Source organism: Burkholderia sp. MSMB1459WGS (genome assembly GCF_001534535.1).
Taxonomy (GTDB): Bacteria; Pseudomonadota; Gammaproteobacteria; order Burkholderiales; family Burkholderiaceae; genus Burkholderia.
In genome coordinates this window covers 148,058-165,353 of record NZ_LPMU01000008.1, presented here as the reverse complement: position 1 = coordinate 165,353, position 17,296 = coordinate 148,058, and the positions used below count along the sequence as shown (strand labels likewise).

Sequence of the window (17,296 nt, the reverse complement as noted above, 5' to 3'; positions counted from 1 at the left end):
GAAACGGGCGAAGCGGACGGAGTGGACGGAACGCGCATCGGGTGGCAAGGAGGTCGAACAAACGATGGGCTTATGGTAATTTCGACCTGAGTGGTCGATCTCGCGCGTAAAGCGCATTCGTCGTCGAGAAAAGGACACACAGATCAATTGGAAAACTTCTTCGTCGCACTCGAGCGTCAGGCGCGCGACAAGCAGATCGCGGTCGTCGCATCCGACTCGCCGGCGGGCACGGCGTACCCGCCGCATTCGCACCGCCAGGGTCAGCTGATCCACGCGATTTCCGGCGTGATGATCGTGCACGCGGACGCGGGTAGCTGGGTCGTGCCCACGGGCCGCGCGGTATGGGTGCCGGGCGGCACGCAGCATGAGATCCGCTCGGCCGGCGACGTGCAGATGCGCACCGTGTTCGTCGGCCCGGAAGTGCGGCCGAGCCTGCCGACCGAATGCCGCGTGATCGAAGTCGGCACGCTGCTGCGCGAACTGATCGTAACGGCCTGCGACCTGCCCGCCGACTACGATCTGTCGCATCGCGCGGGTCGCGTGCTTGCACTGATCCTGGACGAGATCGAAATCGCGCCGCCACTGTCGCTACACGTGCCGATGCCGCGCCATCCCGCGCTCGTCGCGCTGTGCACGCGGCTCATCAACGACCCGTCGTCGGTCGTTACGCTCCAGGCGTGGGCGCGCGACGCACACATGAACGAACGCACGCTCGCCCGTGCATTCAAACGCGAGACGGGCATGACGCACGGCGCGTGGTGCCGCCACGCGCGGCTGCTGCTGAGCCTGCCGCGCCTCGCCGCCGGCACGCCGATCCTCGAACTCGCGCTCGAACACGGCTACGACAGCCCCAGCGCGTTCGCGGCGATGTTCCGCAAGGCGCTCGGCGTCGCGCCGAGCGAATACTTCCGACGACGCTGACCCGTCCGTCGATTGTCCGTTTTGCGACGATCGATCGCTGATGCACGCGCGCGGCGTGCCGCGGCCGTCGCTACAGTAGCGACATTGCCACCTGGCCAGCCGGAGGTTTCGTTATCCCGATGGATCTGATTCAATGCATGCAGGCGTTCGTCACGCTCGCGGACGCGGGCACCTTCACCGAGACCGGCAAACGGCTCGGCATCACGACCGCACACGTCAGCCGGCTCGTCGCGTCGCTCGAGCAGCGTCTCGGCATCCGGTTGCTGAACCGCACGACGCGTTCGATGTGCCTGACCGAAGCGGGCGAGCGCTATCTGGCGCGCGCCCGCGACATCACGCTGGCCGTCGATGCGAGCGAGCGGGAGGCGCGCGACGCGCGCGTGCATCCGCACGGCCGGCTGCGCGTGCATTGCAGCGCCAGCATCGCGAACCATTTCGTGATTCCGCGGATCGGGCAATTCCAGGCGCGCTACCCGGACGTCAGCGTCGACCTGACGCTCGCGCCGCACTTGCCGAAACTGGTGCGCGACAGCTACGACGTCGCGGTAATCGCGATGCCGAGCCTGCCGAGTTCCGAACAGGTCGCAATCGACGTCGGCCGCATCCGTAGCGTGCTGTGCGCATCGCCCGCGTATCTCGATGCACACGGCACGCCCGATTCGCCCGGCGCGCTGGTTCACCATCGCTGCGTACAGCTGGTTGCGCCTGCGTATCACGAGCGCATCTGGACGCTGTGGAATGGCGCGGAAGCACAGACGGTGGACGTCGATCCGTCGATGACGGCCGACGTCGCCGCGTCGCTCGCGATCGCGGTGCGCGAAGGCGCGGGGATCGGCTTGCTGCCGGACTTCGTCGCCGCGGCAGACTTGCGCTCGGGCGCGCTGGTGCGTGTGCTGCCCCACTACCAGGCGGAAGAAATCGGCGTGTTCCTGGTGTACGCGTCACGTCAGCATCTCGATGCGAAGACGCGCGCGTGGGTCGACTTCATGAAGGCCGCGCTGCGCGATGCATTCGCACAGATGCACGACGACACGTGCGCACCATCGGTCAGGAAAAAAAACCACGCGCCGGGCAAGGCCGGCGCGTGGGCCGGCGCCGCCGCATAGCGGCACGGCGCCGACGGGCGATGCACGGTTACTGCGGCTTGAACAGCGCGCGCAGGTTCGTCATCGCCATGTCGAGGAAGCCGGTGACGAACGCGTCGAATTCCGGCTGGCGCGCGGCGCCGCCGTGCGACGGTTCGCCGGCAATGTCCCACGTCACCGTGCAGGCCTGGTCGCCGCGCGGCTCGACGCGCATCAGCGCCCATAGATTGCCGATGTCGAACGACGTATGGATCAGGCTCCACGTCATCACCATCGCTTCGTCGTCGTGGCTGTTGAGCTGTTCGACGACGACGTTGCCGTCCGCGAAATGCTTGATGCGCAGCGAGCGCACGCCTTCGCCGATCATGTCGGTATGGTCGAGCCCCGTGATGAAGCGCGAGAAGCCGGCGAAATCGCCGACCACGCGCCACGCGTCACGCGCCGGCACGTCGAGATCGGCCGAGCCGGACAGGATCGGCGTTTGCGGCGCGTAGACGAGCGTGGACGGACGGGGTTGCGTTGCAGTACGTTGCAGCATGATGCCTCCTTGATGAATGATGCGATGACAGCGATTGATCAAACGGGGTACGTCTTCACCACGCGGGTTCGGGCTCGGCGTCGCGGCGGGCGTCGTTCGCGCGCCGCGACGGCTCGGCCGGCGGCGGCATGAAGCCGCATTCGGCGAGATAGCCGAAATGCGCATCGAGCAACGCATCATCCTTGTCCGGATACGCAACGCCGAGCCGGCGCAGCGTCGCCTCGGTGCGCGTGTGGTCGATGACGGCCATGTCGCCGATATCGTCCTGCCGGTCGTCGAGATAGAAGGCGACGACATCGAACAGCGCATTCGATTCGTCGATCGACAACAGCCGCTCGCGCCACACGTCGGGCGGCTCGAAACGCAACGGATAGCCGCGGCGTGCGAGCGCGCGCAGATAACCGGCCCAGTCGAGCGGGCGCGGGTTGTGCAGATGGAACACGCGCTCGGTACGCACACCGTCGAGCGTGCACGCGACAATCGCCCGCGCCAGGTAGTCGACCGGACTCAGGTCGAACAGGCCGCCCTCGCTCGCGAGCGGCGCGCAGCCGAGCTGCACCGCGCCCTTGAGCAGCAGCAGGATCCGGTTGCGTCCCGGCTGGCACAGCCCCGTGCGCGAATGGCCCGTGATGTTGCCAGGCCGCAGGATCGTCGTATCGATCCCGCGCACAGCCGCTTCGGCAACGAGATGCTCGGACACCCACTTCGTCAGGTTGTAGCCGTTGTTGACAAAGGCAGGGCCGGCCTCCGACGGGGCCGCCTCGATCAGGCGGCCCGTCGGGCCCGTCGCGCTCGCCGCGGATAGCGTCGATACGAAATGCAGCGCCTTGCGGCGGCCGCTGCAGCACAGGCGGAGCAGCTCGAGTGTCGAGCCGACGTTCTCCGCGTGCAGGTACGGGTAGTCGTACACATGGTTCACGTGTGCGCCGTTGTGATAAATCGCGCCGACCTCAGCCGCGAGCGTCTGCCACTGCGCGTCCGACAGCCCGAGGTGCTGCGCGCCGAGATCGCCGCGCAGCACCCGCACACGTGGATGTCCGCACAGATGGCCAAGCCCGTTGACGAACGCCGCTTCGTCGAGTCGCCGGCGCGCGCTCGCATCGTCGTCGCCGCGCACAACGCAATAGACGATCTGGTTCGTGCCGCTGATCAGCTCGCTGAGGATGAAGCTGCCCAGAAAGCCGTTCGCGCCGGTCAACAGCACCGCGCCGGGCCCGTCGCCCGCCGGCTGGCCGGCCGGCAGTCGCACGTCGTCGGGCAAGCGGCGATCGTCGTGCACGCGAGCCGGCACGTTCGCGCCGCGCTCGACCGACTCATCGCTCAGCAGTGCCGCGAGCGCGGAGACCGTCGGCCGTTCCATGAAACGCGCGAGCGCCGCGTTGCCGCCCAGCTCGCGCTTGATCGCCAGCATCAGCCGCGACACCAGCAGCGAATGGCCGCCCAGTTCGAAGAACGACGCGTCGCGGCCGATCTCTTCCGGCGCGAGTTCGAGCAGCGTCGCCCACAACGCGGCAAGACGCGTCTCCAGCGCGCCGCGCGGTGCACCGCGCGTGTCGCTTGCCGCACGCGATACCGGCAGGCGTGCCAGCGCCGCGCGGTCGATCTTGCCGTTCGGCGTCGCGGGCAGTACGTCGAGCGCCGTGATGTCGTACGGCACCATGTAATCGGGCAGCGTGGCGGCCAGCACTGCGCGCAGCGCGTCGGGCGTCGCCGTCGCGTCGACCGGCTTCGCGGCAAACAGCCGAATGCGCTTGCGCTCGTCGGGCACCACCGCGCACTGGCGGTACAGCCCCGCCGCCAGTGCGGCCGTCTCGATCTCGCCCGGCTCGACGCGAAAGCCGCGAATCTTCAGTTGCGCGTCGCGGCGGCCTACGTAGCGCAGCGTGCCGTCCGGCTCCCAGCTGGCGATGTCGCCCGTCCGGTACATCGTGGCGCCCGGCGCACCGTACGGATCGGCGACGAAGCGCTCGGCGCTCAGGTCGGGCTGGCCGAGATAGCCAAGGCCGACGCCCGCGCCGGCGATGCACAGCTCGCCCTCCTCGCCGGTGAGCGCCGGACGGCCGTCAGCCGCGAGCACATGGCAGCGCGCGTTCGCGATCGGCCGGCCGATGCGCCGATTGCTGTCGCCGGCGCGCAGTTCGCCCGTCGTCGCGAGCACCGTGCATTCGGTCGGCCCGTAGATGTTATGCAGCCGCCGGTTCGCGCTCCAGCGCGCGATCGTGTCGGGATCGCACACGTCGCCGCCCGTGACGAGATGCGCGAGCGCGGGCCAGTCGCAATCCGGCAACGCCGCGAGCAGCGCGGGCGGCAGGAAGGCATGCGTGATGCGAGCATCGGCGACGAGCGCCGCGAGCGCGTCGAGTTCGCGGCGCTGCGCTTCGCTCGGCGCGACCAACGTCGCACCGGCGAGCCAGGTCGGAAACATGTCGAGCAGCGACGCATCGAATGCGACCGTCGAGAACTGCAGCACCCGCGAGGACGCATCGAGCGACACGTGCGCGCGATACCAGTGGCAGAAATGCACGATGTTCCGGTGCGACAGCATCACGCCCTTCGGCACGCCGGTCGAACCCGACGTGTAGATCGCGACCGCGCAGCGCGCATCGCGGTCGGCATCCCGTTCGAGCGGCCACTGGCCAGCCAGCGCATCGGGCGCAGCGTCTGCTTCCGCGAGGGTGCCGCAGTCGATTACGTCGAGATCGAGCCCGTCGAGCAGCACCGGCTCGACCGCACCACCGACGACGAGCGCCTGCGCGCCCGATTCGCGCAGGATCGTGCGGGCACGCTCGGGCGGAAACGCCGGATCGAGCGGCACGCAAGTCGCGCCAGCGCCCAGCACGCCGACGATCGCCGGATACAGCGCGACGCCCTTGTCGAGCCGCACGGCGACCACGCGTGGCGCGGCAGGCCAAGCAGCGATACGCGCGGCGACACGGCGGGCACGCGCGAGCAGCTCACGATAGGTCAACCGACCGTCGGCCGCGACGAGCGCGCAGGCGTCCGGCACTGCGGCCGCCGCACGCGAGACGAGTTCCGGCAGCGACGGCTCGCACGGCCACGCAGCGGCCGTGTCGTTCGATGCGTGCCAGCCGGCCAGCCGTTCGAGATCGATCAGAATGTCGGCCGGCCCGGGCGGTGTCGCGCGCGGCGCGTCGTGCGGGTCGCTTAGCTCGCGTGCGATTGCACTCGCGACTTCGTGCATCAGATCGACCGCGCACGCGGCGATCTCGTCCGCGAGATCGGCGCCGTTGAGCACCGTGCCGAACGCGAGCGTCGCGTCGGCCAGCACGCGCGTGTCGCCCGGCGCCGCATCCGTGAGCCACGCGACGCGTACCTCGCGCGGCGGAAACGCATCGGCGACGATCTCGCACTGCAGCGGCCGTGCGTGCGCGCAATGCACGGCAGGGTCGGGCGCGCCGCAGACAATCGACCACTCGGCCGCGTTGCGCAACGTATCGGGTGCCGGAGCCGGCAACAGCAGCGCATCGGCCGCGTCACGCAACGGGCCGTCGCGTCCGTCGGCGATGCACAGGGTATGGCCGGTCGCCTCGAGTTCAGCCGCCAGCCGCGCAGCGAGGCGGGTCTGGCCGCCGATCGCAATGATGATCGCTTTCATCGACGTGACTCACAGGTAGTCGGACAGGGCCGCGCGGGTCGGCGCGTGATCGAGCAGGCCGCTCATCCGGAAGAACTGCCGGATGTTGACGATCATCGGATGCTGGCTCGTGATCGGATACGCACCGACCATGTCGTCCGCGATCCGCGCGCGCTCGGCGGCCGGCAGATCGAGCGCGTCGATCAGGCGGCGATCGAACTGCAGTTGCAGATCGGCGCTCAAGTATTCGCGCAGGAAGCATGGCAGCCCTTCGCCGAGCGCGAGCCGCGCGGGTTCGTCAATCTCCGACCAGTACAGCTTCACGAGATTGATCCAGAACGCCGAGTGACGGCCTTCGTCCGCGAGGTGATCGGCCATCACGCCCTTCACCGAGCGCTTGAGCGTCGCGTCGCGCGAGAAAGCCGCGACTTCCGCCGTGACCGTGTTCTCCGAGATCGCGACGCACAGCAGCTCCATGCCGTCGCGATACTGCGCGCCGACCCGCTCGATCGCGCGCGGAATCGCACGCGACAGCTCGATCTCGCTGTTCGGCGGCAGCGGCGCGATGCCGGTGGCCTCCTCGACCTGCCGCAGGTAGTCCATGGCGACATACGCGTGATAATCCTCGTCGATCACCACGGTCATCGCGTCCTGCCGGCACGCGAACGGAAACGGGTGCGCGAACCGGCCGCGTGCGATGCGCAACGCGGTGGCGTTGACGATCTCCGTCTCGAAGATGATCACGTCCTGGATGTACTTGTAGAAGCTCTGCAGCAGGACGAAGTCGCGCACCACGTCGCCCGCGTCGACGATCGCCGGGTGCGCGCACAACGGCTGGCGTTCGAGCGGGTAGTAGCGCAGTTCGTCGTCCTCGACGAGCCGCCGCGGGCGCGATCGCACGGTCGCGCGCGCCTCCCAGCGATCGACGTGGCTCACGTATGTGACGGCGCTCGTCATCGCGTGTCCTCCGGGGAACCGTAGTAATGGATTTCAAGCAGCAGGCAGCCCGCGTCGCTGCGAAATGGGCCATGCGGCGTGCCGGCCGGACGCACGAAATAGCTGCCTTCCCGATACGTCGCGCGATACTCGCGCGTCACGACGTCGACCAGACTCTGGTCACCGTCAATCAGGTGCACCTCCTCGTGGTAGTCGTGCAGGAATGGCACGCGCGTGCCCGCGCCGGGATCGAACCGCACGATCCGTGTCCGGATGCCGCGCTTCGCGTGCTCGTCCAGCGTATCGACGAGCACGACCTGGTTGATGCCGTCGTCGAACGCCGCCGGGTGCTCCCAGTCGAGCGCCGCGAAATCGACGATGCGCTCGGACAGCCCGCGCGCGTTCATGCCGGCACCACGTTGCGGGTCTGGCCGAGATGCGCGAGCAGCCCATCCCACAGGCGCATCCGCTCGTCGATCGCATCGAGCCCGGCCTGCAGCGCTTCCTCGAGCTTCGCCGCGTCGCCGTCCGCCGCTTCGCGGATCATCGCGCGCGCCGCCGGCCCATGCTCGCCCGAATCCACTTCGATATGGCGGTCGAGGTAATACACGAGCAGCGGAATCGACGAGCGCTCGATCTTCCATTCGTCGAGCAGCGTGCGGAACATGTCGGGAATCACGTTCTCGCGGCCGTAGAAGAAGTTGCCGAGCACCTGGTGCGTCGCGCCCGACGTGCACGTGGCCATCGTCGCCTCGACGAAGCGGATCACCGGCTCCGGCGCATCGACGGCCTTCAGCGCGGCCGACACCGAGAAGCCCGAGCGCACCAGCGACACCATTTCCTCGATGCGTGACGTCGACGCGCCGACATCGCGCATCGCGTGCAGGTACAGGTCGTAGTGGCTCATGTGGCCGTTCGGCGTTTCGTCCGATTCCTCGCCGAGAACGATCTCGTTGATCAGGCGCGACGCATTCGCGTTGCGCGGCGCGACCCACGGCACCGCGACGGTTGTCAGATCCTGTTGCAGCCGCTTCACGAGCGACATGAAATCCCACACGGCAAATACGTGCCATTCCATGAACACGCGCAGCTCGTCGATGGTACGGATCGATCCGAACACCGGATGATGCGCGAGCCGCTCGTGCTGCTCGCCGATTTTTCGCTCCAGCCCTTCCAGTTGATTCACGGGACTCTCCTAGTAATGTCCGCTCGCGCCAGCCCACTGCGCCGGCTTCCGGCGCCGGAAACCGTTTCCGGCGAATTGCCTGCATGCCGTTTTCGGCTTGCGCAGCAATTTCAGGCGTCGATGCTAAATAAGCTTCCAATTTGCCGCCTATTCAAAACAGACATTCTCATATTCTTTCCGGACCAGACTTCTCACACACCCACCAACCCATTTACTGGCAAGGCTTTTACGAATTAACAACAAAACCGAATGGAATTGACAGCTGCAAATCGGGCTGTCTAGGATAACAATTGCGATTCATCAAAAATGAAATGCACGATGCAAATATGTATTTTTTATTAAACAAATGCGCGCATTTAATTCATCCACCAGAATAAGCTTTCCGGGAGAAACGACGTGACCGATTCGACGCTTCAATTGCCGCTGTCCGCGCCGCAGCGCGATTTCTGGGAAGCAGCGCTCGCGTATCCCGTCCCGTCGACGCACATCTACGCGGCCGAGTATTTCGAGATTCGCGGCGCACTTGACACTGACGCATTCGAACGCGCGCTGCGGCAGGTGATTCGAGAGGCGCAGACGCTGCACACGACGCGGATCGTGCTGGATGGCGATACGCCCGTGCGCGTGCTCGACGCCGCGCTCGCCGACGACTGGACGCTCGAACACGTCGACCTCGCCGGCACGAAAGACGCGCATGCCATCGCGCTCGCCAGCATGCGCGCGCACTGCACGGGCGCGATCGAGCTGGTGCGCGGGCCGTTCTTCCGCCACACGCTGTACCGCATCGCGCCGGATCACTACTACTGGTATCACGGCTACGCGCACATCCTGGTCGACGGCTATTCGGGCAGCCTGATCGCCACGCGCGCCGCCGAGCTGTACAGCGCATTCGCATCTGGCGCCAAGGCGCCGCCCGCGCGCTTCGCGTCGCTTGCCGAGTTGCAACTGGACGAAAACGCTTACCGCGCCTCCGAACAGTTCGCGCGCGATCGCCGCTACTGGCTCGAACGCTTCGCGGACCAGCCGCGCACCGTCACGCTCGCCGGCCCCGCACGCTTTCCCGAGCGCGACGACGGGCCCGACCTGCGCGAGACGCGCATCGCCACCGCAACCGAGAGCGCGCGCATCGAGGCGGTCGCCAAGGGGCTGTTCACGTCGACGGTGCCGCGGCTCGTCACCGCGCTGACCGCCGCGTACCTGTACCTGAACACCGGGGCGCCCGACATCGTGCTGTCGGTCGCTGCAATGGCCCGCACGTCGGCGCGCGAGCGCCGCACGCCGACGCAGTGCGCGAACATGCTGCCGCTGCGCCTGCACGTCGAGCCGGGTCACACGCTCGACGATCTGTGCCGCCAGGCAAACCGCGAGATGACCGCGCTGCGCCAGCATCAGCGCTACCGGATGGGAGACCTGCACCGCGAGCTGACGTCGCTCGACAACGGCCAGGGCGTGTTCGGCCCCGAGATCAACATCATGGCATTCGACTACGACCTGCGGTTCGGCGACTGCGTGACGACGTCGCACAACCTGTCCGTCGGCACCACCGACGACCTGATGGTGAACCTGACTGATCGCCGCAACGGCGAGCCGCTGCGCTTTGACTTCGACGCGAGCCCGCAGTACTACAGCCGTGACGCGCTAAACACCCACGTCGGCCAGTTCCTGGCTTTCATGCGTGTCGCGCTCGACGAACCATTCGCGACGCTCGGCGCGCTCGAAAGTCGGCTCGACTTTCGAGCGACGGCGCTCGTCGGCTGAGCGTCATCTGCCTCACCCTGCTGCCCCGTCCAACCGAATCACTATGGAGTCCTGCCATGTCCTATTCGGAATCTCGCTTCTGGCATCCCCGACAACATCCGCTCGCTGCGGCGCGCCCGCCGATCCGCATCACGCGCGGCGAAGGCTGCTACCTATACGACGATACCGGCCGCCCGTATCTCGACGCAGTCGCGTCGCTGTTCAACGTGTACGTCGGTCACGGCCGGCGGGAGATCAAGGAGGCGATCATCCGCCAGTTGGACGAGCTCGAATATCACCCGGTGTTCGCCGGGTTCAGCCATCCGCGCGCGGAAGAACTGTCGGCGCGGCTGGTCAGCATGCTGCAGCCGGAAGACATGAGCCGCGTGATCTTCGGCTCCGGCGGCTCGGACGCTGTCGAGGCCGCGCTGATGATCGCGCGGCAGTACTGGAAGGTGTCCGGGCAGCCCGAGCGCACCAAGTTCATCGCGCTGCGTCAGGCCTATCACGGCTCGCACTTCGGCGGCAGCTCCGTCACCGGCAACACCATCTACCGGCGCAACTACGAGCCGACGCTCGCCGGCTGCTTCCACGTCGAAACGCCGTGGATCTATCGCAACCCGTTCACGCATGACCCTGAGGAGCTCGGCCGGCTGTGTGCATCGCTCGTCGAGCGCGAGATCCTGTTCCAGGGGCCCGACACTGTGGCCGCCTTCATCGCCGAACCGGTGCAGGCGACAGGCGGCATCATCGTGCCACCCGCGAACTACTGGCCGCTGGTGCGCGAAGTATGCGACCGCCACGGCGTGCTGCTGGTCGCCGACGAGGTGGTGACCGGCTTCGGCCGGACCGGCGCGGCGTTCGGTAGTCGCGGCTGGGGTGTCGCGCCCGACATCATGTGCCTGGCGAAGGGCGTGTCGTCAGGGTATCTGCCGCTTGGCGCGACCGTCGTCAACCGCCGCATCGAGAACGCGTTTGCATCCAACCCGGGCGGTATCGGCACGCTGATGCACGGCTACACCTACTCGGGCCACCCGATTGTCTGCGCGGCCGCGCTCGCGAACCTGCAAATCATCGTCGACGAGGATCTCGCCGGCAACGCGGCGCGCGAAGGTGCGTACCTGCTGGAGCGGCTGCAGCCGCTCGTCGACCGCTATCCGGTCGTCGGCGACGTGCGCGGCAAGGGGCTGCTGGTCGGCATCGACCTCGTGAAGGACAAGGCGACGCGCGAATCGATCGATCCATCGGACGGCTATGCGGCCGCGCTCGCCGACGCGGCGCGCGATGCGGGCGTGCTGATCCGCTCGCTCGGCAACCGGCTCGCGATCGCGCCGCCGCTCGTGATCGGACGCGAGGACGTCGACCGGATCGTGCATGCGCTCGAGCATGCGTTCGAAGCGGTGCCGCGCTGGACCGCACGCTGAACGCGGCAGCGGAGGCGGTGGCAGCGGAGGCGGTGGCAGCGGGGGTCAGCGCGCCGCCGCTTCCGCCGCCGCGAGGTACTGGCTCGGCGTGACGCCGAACGCGCGCTTGAAGGTGGCCGCATAGGTGGTCGGGCTGCGATAGCCGACCTGGTGCGCGGCCTGCGTGACGGGCATGCCGCTCGCGAGCAGCGCGAGCGACATCGACAGCCGCAGTTGCTGGCGCCACGCGGCCACGCTCATGCCGGTCTCGCTGCGAAACAGGCGCGCCAAGTGGCGCGCGCTTAGCGCGGCGTCGCGTGCGAGCGTGTCGAGCGGCAATTCGCAGTGCGGCTCGCGCTGCAGCCGCTCGCACAGCTTCAGCAGGCGCCGGTCGCGCGGCAGCGGCAACGTGAGCGGCGTCTGCGCGAGTTCATGCAGTTCGTCGGCGAACAGGCGTGTGAGCGGGTCGTGCTCGATGCTGCAATCGAACGGATGGGAAACGCGCGTGGCGAGCTCGCGCAGCAGCGGCGATACGGTCATCGCGCATAGCGTGGCCGGCAGCCGCGCGCTGAGTGTGTCGCCGAGATAGAGCGAGCAGAGCTGCACGTCGTCGGCCACGCGCATCGCATGGACGGTGCGCGCCGGAATCCAGATTGCGCGCAGCGGCGGGGTGATCCAGCGCTGGCCTTCGACGTCGAGCACTAATACGCCGCGTGTCGTAAACAATAGTTGCCCGGCCTGATGCGCGTGCGGGGCATACTCGTGAGCAAGCGCGCGGGCGGGGGCCGACGCGCAGAGCGGTTCGATCGAGCGGATCCCGCCGAAGGCGAACGCGCGCGCACCGGCGCGCGCGAGGAGAGGCACGTCTTGAACGCTAGTCATGGTCGATCATCCTGATACGAAACCGGAGGGGTACCGCAACACGTGAAACGACGGGGGGACAGGTGCCCGCACAAGCGGGCCCGTCGTGCGAACAGTCGCCATTAAACCGGCGTCGGCTTCGCCTCAAAACTGTCCTTTTGAACAGGATACGCGCGGGCCGCAATGTACGACCCGCCCACACCAACGAGGAACACCGATGGACCTGACAATACTGCACGACTGTTTCGATGCACTACAGCGCGCACCCACTGCGGAAGCCGCGCTCCTGCCGATTGCCGCCGCTGCGGCCGCACTCGGGTTCCGGTATTGCGTGTACGGCTTGCGCCGCACGCTACCGCTCGCCCGGCCCGACATGCAGATCGTCGGCAATCATCCACGCGAATGGGAACACCGTTATGTGAAATTCGGCTACGTCACCATCGATCCGATCATCAAGCGGGTCGCGAATCAGCCGCGGCCGGTCGTCTGGAATGCGTTCGACGAACCGGGCGACACTGCGTTCTGGCACGACGCGGCGTGCTTCGGGATGCGCTACGGCTGGTCGCACGGCGGCTACGACCGGGGCGGCAACCTCGGCGTGCTGACGCTCGTGCGCGACACGACACCGCTCGACGCGGATGAAGTCTCGCGGTTGCGTGTACCGTGTGCGAGCCTCGCGCATGCGGCGCACGCGTACCTGATGCCGTGCCTTGCCGATCCGATTGCGCCGGTGGGCAGCGGACTGACACTGCGCGAGCGCGAGGTGCTGGCGTGGACGGCCGACGGCAAGACGGCCTACGAGATTGGGATGATCTTCGGGATCGCGGAGCGGACGGTGAAGTTCCATCTGCAGAACGCCGTCGTGAAGCTGGATGCGATGAACAAGACGCATGCGGCCACCAAGGCCGCGATGCTCGGGCTGCTGCCCTGACGGCGCGCGCACGCCGTGATCTGAAACAACCCGGCCGGCCCTGCCGTCCGGGTTTCGACCCGCTTATGCGATGGCCTGCACCGCCGGCTGTCCGGCAAAGAAGGTTGCCTGCACAACCTCATCCGCGCGGGCATACGCGCGGTTCACACCGCTGATCACCGCACGAATCGATGCGGTCGTCAAGTTCGCATCGACGCCGACACCGAACGCGCTGCCGCGCACGCCCGTGCCGGCCAGTTCGGCGATCGCGATCGCCTTCGCATCGGCGCCCTGCGACAGCGCGCGCTCCTCGTAATGCTGGATCCGCAGCGGCGTGTGCAGCGCATGCATCAGCGCGTCGAGCGGGCCGTTGCCTTCGCCGCGCAGCACGCGGCGCTCGCCATGCACGTCGGCGGTCAGCACGATCGTCTCGCGGCCGTCGCGCTCGGTCAGCTCGTGGCTGACATAGCGCAGCGGCGTGTCGCTTTCGACGTACTCCTGCTGGAACAGCGCCCAGATCTGCGCGCTCGTCACCTCGTGCCCGCTCTCGTCGGTCAGGCGCTGCACGGCCGCGCTGAAATCGACCTGCATGCGGCGTGGCAGCGCGACGCCGTAGCCCTGTTCGAGCAGGTACGCGATACCGCCCTTGCCGGACTGGCTGTTCACGCGAATGATCGAATCGTACGTGCGGCCGAGATCGTTCGGATCGATCGGCAGGTACGGAACTTCCCATACGGTATCCGCGCGCTGGACCGCGAAGCCCTTCTTGATTGCGTCCTGGTGCGAACCGGAGAACGCGGTGAACACGAGGTCGCCGACATACGGATGGCGCGGGTGGACCGGCAACTGTGTGCATTCTTCGGCGGTGCGCGCAACTTCGTTGATCTGCGAAAAATCGAGGCCGGGATCGACGCCCTGCGTGTACAGGTTCAGCGCGAGCGTGACGAGATCGACGTTACCGGTGCGTTCGCCGTTGCCGAACAGGCAGCCTTCGATGCGCTCGGCGCCAGCCATTACCGCGAGCTCGGCCGCCGCGACCGCAGTGCCGCGGTCGTTGTGTGGATGCACGGAGAGGATCAGCGAATCGCGGCGCGCGAGGTTCCGATGCATCCATTCGATCTGGTCAGCATAGAAGTTCGGCGTGCCGATTTCCACCGTGGCCGGCAGGTTCACGATCGACTTGCGCTCGGGCGTCGGCTGCCACACGTCGAACACCGCGTCGCAGACTTCCTTCGCGAAGTCGAGTTCAGTCGCCGTAAAGGTTTCCGGGCTGTACTGCAGCGTGAATTGCGTGTCCGTCGCTGCATCGGCGCAGCGCTTGATCGTGCGCGCCGCGTTCACCGCCAGTTGCTTCACGCCGTCGCGATCGAGGTTGAACACGATCTTGCGGAATTCCGGCGCGGTCGCGTTGTACAAGTGCACGATCGCGCGCTTCGCGCCGCGCAGCGATGCGAAGGTGCGCTCGATCAGGTCATCGCGCGCCTGCGTGAGTACTTCGATCGTCACGTCGTCGGGAATATGGCCGCCTTCGATCAGTTCACGCACGAAGTTGAAATCGGTTTCGGACGCCGACGGGAACGCGACCTCGATCTCCTTGAAACCGATCGCGACCAGCGTCTTGAACATCCGCATCTTGCGCGCGGCGTCCATCGGTTCGAACAGCGCCTGGTTGCCGTCGCGCAGGTCGGTGCTCATCCAGATCGGCGCCTGCGTGATCGTGCGCGAGGGCCACGTGCGGTCGGGCAGGTTGACGGGCGTGAACGCTCGGTATTTCGTCGCGGGGTTCTTCAGCATCATGATGTTCGGTCCTCGGTCTGTTTGTCGGTGAAGCGCAGCGCGACGGCCATCGGCATCAGGAGCCGGCTACGCGCGCAGCGGTGAAAATGGCAAGAAAGCGGCACAACGGCAAAGCGGTACGGCAAACGACGGCCTTGGCGGTTGAGCGACCGGGACGGAGCGGAGTGGTAACGGAAGAAAGACAAACTCAGGCGCCGGTCGACAACCGGGGCCAGGTCGGTGATGCGGGGAAAATCTGGCGCTTCAGGAAAGAAGCAGATGGAGCGCGCGCAGCCGCAGACCCAGCCCGGAGAAGCGAGCTAGTAGTCGTAGCGAGAAAAGGAACTGAGCGGCGTGCATGACCGGCATCAAATCACAGGGTGACCACGGCTGTCAACCGGGTACGCATCGATCCCGCTTCGTCCACGACACGCGCGTTTTGCGCAGAATCAGTCCAGTCCGATAGGCACCGGCTTGCCCCGTCGATATGCTTCACGAGTGCGGCGCCGGTGAGGCCCTATTCATGTTCGGAGTGAGTCGGTCCATCCTCCTCACCGGTCGCCGCATACCCTTCCCCTGCAATCGGGCTTCGGTGTGGGCGTTCGACGGTGGCCGGTGGGCGCGGCCACGACAGAGATGCTGATGTTGAAACGAAACGCTGCCATATGCGAACGCCGAGCGTCTGCTCCGAAGTCCGATTACCCCCGCCTTCCCCCCCACCCCGCGTAGTGCGCTCGCGCATCATTCAGGAAAGCGATACACGCATCGGTATAATTTCTGGAATATATATAAATCCACCTCATTAAGCATATTTCACTAAATCGATTAATGTTGAATTTCGATTTACTGAACAATAACCATTCTCATTCGAATATTTTTTTATTTATTTTTCGTCATGCTCGGTACGTCGCGTTTCAAACGGCAAACGTTTGCGCGGCAAGGCCCTTGGCCTTACCCAACACTCCACAGGAGAAAAGCATGGCCGACTCTCAAACGTCATCCAACCGCGCCGGCGAGTTCTCGATTCCGCCGAATACCGATTTCCGCGCGATTTTCTTCGCGAATGCAGCCGAGCAACAACACATCAAATTGTTTATCGGCGATAGCCAGGAACCCGCCGCGTACCACAAGCTGACGACGCGCGACGGCCCGCGCGAAGCCAAGCTGAATTCCGGCAACGGCAAGATCCGTTTCGAAGTATCGGTGAACGGCAAGCCGTCGCCGACTGACGCGCGCCTCGCGCCGATCAACGGTAAGAAGTCGGACGGCTCGCCGTTCACGGTCAACTTCGGGATTGTCGTATCGGAAGACGGCCACGACAGCGACTACAACGACGGGATCGTGGTGCTCCAGTGGCCGATCGGCTGATCGGCCCGCCAATAACCGCCGGGATGCCGCGTGCCAGGCCGACCGGCGGTTTCGCGCATCACCGCCCCCCTCATCAAACCGTTTGGCTTTCAGGAGACCTCCGTGCCCATCCTTTCGGCTTCGATCACCAGCGCGCCGGTATTGACCTCGGAGACTTACGTCGACATTCCGGGCCTGCATCTCGACATCGCTAAAGAGAACATTCGCGACGGCAAACTGCTCGTCACGCTCAACGTGCCGACGCCGTATGCCACCGGCAACAACTATCCCGGCATTTACTTCGCGATCGCGACCGACAAGGGCGTCGTCGCGGACGGCTGCTTCACGCATTCGACCAAGGCGCCGGAAACCAGCGGCCGCATGCCGTTCACGCTCGTCGTCGCGATCGACGTCGACAGCAGCGTCACGTTCGTGAAAGGCCAATGGAAAAGCGTGCGCGGCAGCACGATGCATATCGATTCGTTTGCGAGCCTTTCCGCGATCGGTGAGGCGGTCGCGCAATCGTCGTCGCAAGGCGGCGGGAATCAGGGTGCCGACGCCGGTAGCGGCAACAGCGGAAGCGGCGGCGCAGGCAACATCGGCGGCGGCGAACGCGACGGCACGTTCAATCTGCCGGCCAACATCAAGTTCGGCGTGACCGCGCTCACCAATGCGGCGAACGACCAGACGATCGACATCTATATCGACGACAACCCGAAGCCGGCCGCGACGTTCAAAGGCGCCGGCGCGCAGGACCAGAACCTCGGCACGAAGGTGCTCGACTCCGGCAAGGGCCGCGTGCGGGTGATCGTGACGGCGAACGGCAAGCCGTCGCGGCTCGGCTCGCGACAGGTCGACATTTTCAAGAAGTCGTTCTTCGGGATCGTCGGGTCGGAAGACGGCGCCGATGACGATTACAACGACGGCATCGTGTTCCTGAACTGGCCGCTCGGCTGAGCACGGCCGTCGCGAAACATCGCAATGGCGACGGGACCAGCCAC

At 66.3% G+C, this 17,296-nt stretch carries 14 protein-coding genes; 7 read left to right on the top strand and 7 right to left on the bottom strand.

Annotated features, from left to right (window positions below; translation table 11 throughout):
• The first annotated feature begins 147 nt into the window (after window positions 1–147).
• Together WT97_RS04230 and WT97_RS04225 are read left to right on the top strand one after the other, a co-directional pair.
• Window positions 148–921, top strand: a complete 774-nt coding sequence (locus tag WT97_RS04230; RefSeq protein WP_060352934.1) for a helix-turn-helix domain-containing protein — start codon at window positions 148–150, stop codon at window positions 919–921.
• 119 nt (window positions 922–1,040) lie between these two features.
• A complete protein-coding gene (locus WT97_RS04225) occupies window positions 1,041–2,027 on the top strand; it encodes a LysR family transcriptional regulator (protein WP_060352933.1) in 987 nt (328 codons plus the stop codon).
• A gap of 28 nt (window positions 2,028–2,055) precedes the next feature.
• Here the strand turns inward: WT97_RS04225 and WT97_RS04220 are convergent, their stop codons facing one another.
• Genes WT97_RS04220 through WT97_RS04200 form a run of 5 tightly spaced genes read right to left on the bottom strand, consistent with a single transcriptional unit; the run spans window position 2,056 to window position 8,261 of the window.
• Window positions 2,056–2,544 carry an SRPBCC family protein gene (locus WT97_RS04220; RefSeq protein ID WP_006479988.1) on the bottom strand — a complete coding sequence of 163 codons (489 nt, stop codon included), beginning with the start codon at window positions 2,542–2,544 and terminating at the stop codon, window positions 2,056–2,058.
• A 55-nt stretch (window positions 2,545–2,599) separates the two neighbouring features.
• Window positions 2,600–6,160 (bottom strand): amino acid adenylation domain-containing protein, encoded by a 3,561-nt coding sequence (locus WT97_RS04215; RefSeq protein WP_060352932.1) that lies wholly within the window; start codon window positions 6,158–6,160, stop codon window positions 2,600–2,602.
• 9 nt (window positions 6,161–6,169) lie between these two features.
• Window positions 6,170–7,096 carry a diiron oxygenase gene (locus WT97_RS04210; RefSeq protein ID WP_060352931.1) on the bottom strand — a complete coding sequence of 309 codons (927 nt, stop codon included), beginning with the start codon at window positions 7,094–7,096 and terminating at the stop codon, window positions 6,170–6,172.
• Entirely contained in the window at window positions 7,093–7,482 is a 390-nt protein-coding gene (locus WT97_RS04205) for a hypothetical protein (RefSeq protein WP_060352930.1), read from the bottom strand. Before WT97_RS04205 ends, WT97_RS04210 begins: the two co-directional genes overlap by 4 nt.
• Entirely contained in the window at window positions 7,479–8,261 is a 783-nt protein-coding gene (locus tag WT97_RS04200) for a DUF3050 domain-containing protein (protein ID WP_060352929.1), read from the bottom strand. The genes WT97_RS04205 and WT97_RS04200 overlap by 4 nt, the downstream gene beginning before the upstream one ends.
• Window positions 8,262–8,657: 396 nt before the next feature.
• On the opposite strand from WT97_RS04200, the gene WT97_RS04195 reads away from it, so the two are divergent.
• A complete protein-coding gene (locus WT97_RS04195) occupies window positions 8,658–10,019 on the top strand; it encodes a condensation domain-containing protein (protein WP_060352928.1) in 1,362 nt (453 codons plus the stop codon).
• A gap of 56 nt (window positions 10,020–10,075) precedes the next feature.
• Complete coding sequence (locus WT97_RS04190) at window positions 10,076–11,422, top strand: aspartate aminotransferase family protein (RefSeq protein WP_060352927.1); 1,347 nt, start codon at window positions 10,076–10,078, stop codon at window positions 11,420–11,422.
• Between the two features lie 45 nt (window positions 11,423–11,467).
• Here WT97_RS04190 and WT97_RS04185 read toward each other — a convergent pair whose 3' ends face one another.
• A complete protein-coding gene (locus tag WT97_RS04185; RefSeq protein ID WP_060352926.1) occupies window positions 11,468–12,283 on the bottom strand; it encodes a helix-turn-helix transcriptional regulator in 816 nt (271 codons plus the stop codon).
• 196 nt (window positions 12,284–12,479) lie between these two features.
• Between WT97_RS04185 and WT97_RS04180 the strand changes: the two genes are divergently transcribed.
• Window positions 12,480–13,193 carry an autoinducer binding domain-containing protein gene (locus tag WT97_RS04180; RefSeq protein ID WP_060352925.1) on the top strand — a complete coding sequence of 238 codons (714 nt, stop codon included), beginning with the start codon at window positions 12,480–12,482 and terminating at the stop codon, window positions 13,191–13,193.
• 63 nt (window positions 13,194–13,256) lie between these two features.
• Here the strand turns inward: WT97_RS04180 and leuA are convergent, their stop codons facing one another.
• Window positions 13,257–14,966: a 2-isopropylmalate synthase gene (gene leuA / locus WT97_RS04175; RefSeq protein ID WP_179949749.1), complete on the bottom strand. Its 1,710-nt coding sequence runs from the start codon at window positions 14,964–14,966 to the stop codon at window positions 13,257–13,259.
• A 960-nt stretch (window positions 14,967–15,926) separates the two neighbouring features.
• Here leuA and WT97_RS04170 point away from each other — a divergent pair.
• Window positions 15,927–16,316, top strand: a complete 390-nt coding sequence (locus tag WT97_RS04170) for a fucose-binding lectin II (RefSeq protein ID WP_023474822.1) — start codon at window positions 15,927–15,929, stop codon at window positions 16,314–16,316.
• Between the two features lie 102 nt (window positions 16,317–16,418).
• Complete coding sequence (locus WT97_RS04165) at window positions 16,419–17,252, top strand: fucose-binding lectin II (protein ID WP_060352923.1); 834 nt, start codon at window positions 16,419–16,421, stop codon at window positions 17,250–17,252.
• The last annotated feature ends 44 nt before the right edge of the window (window positions 17,253–17,296 follow it).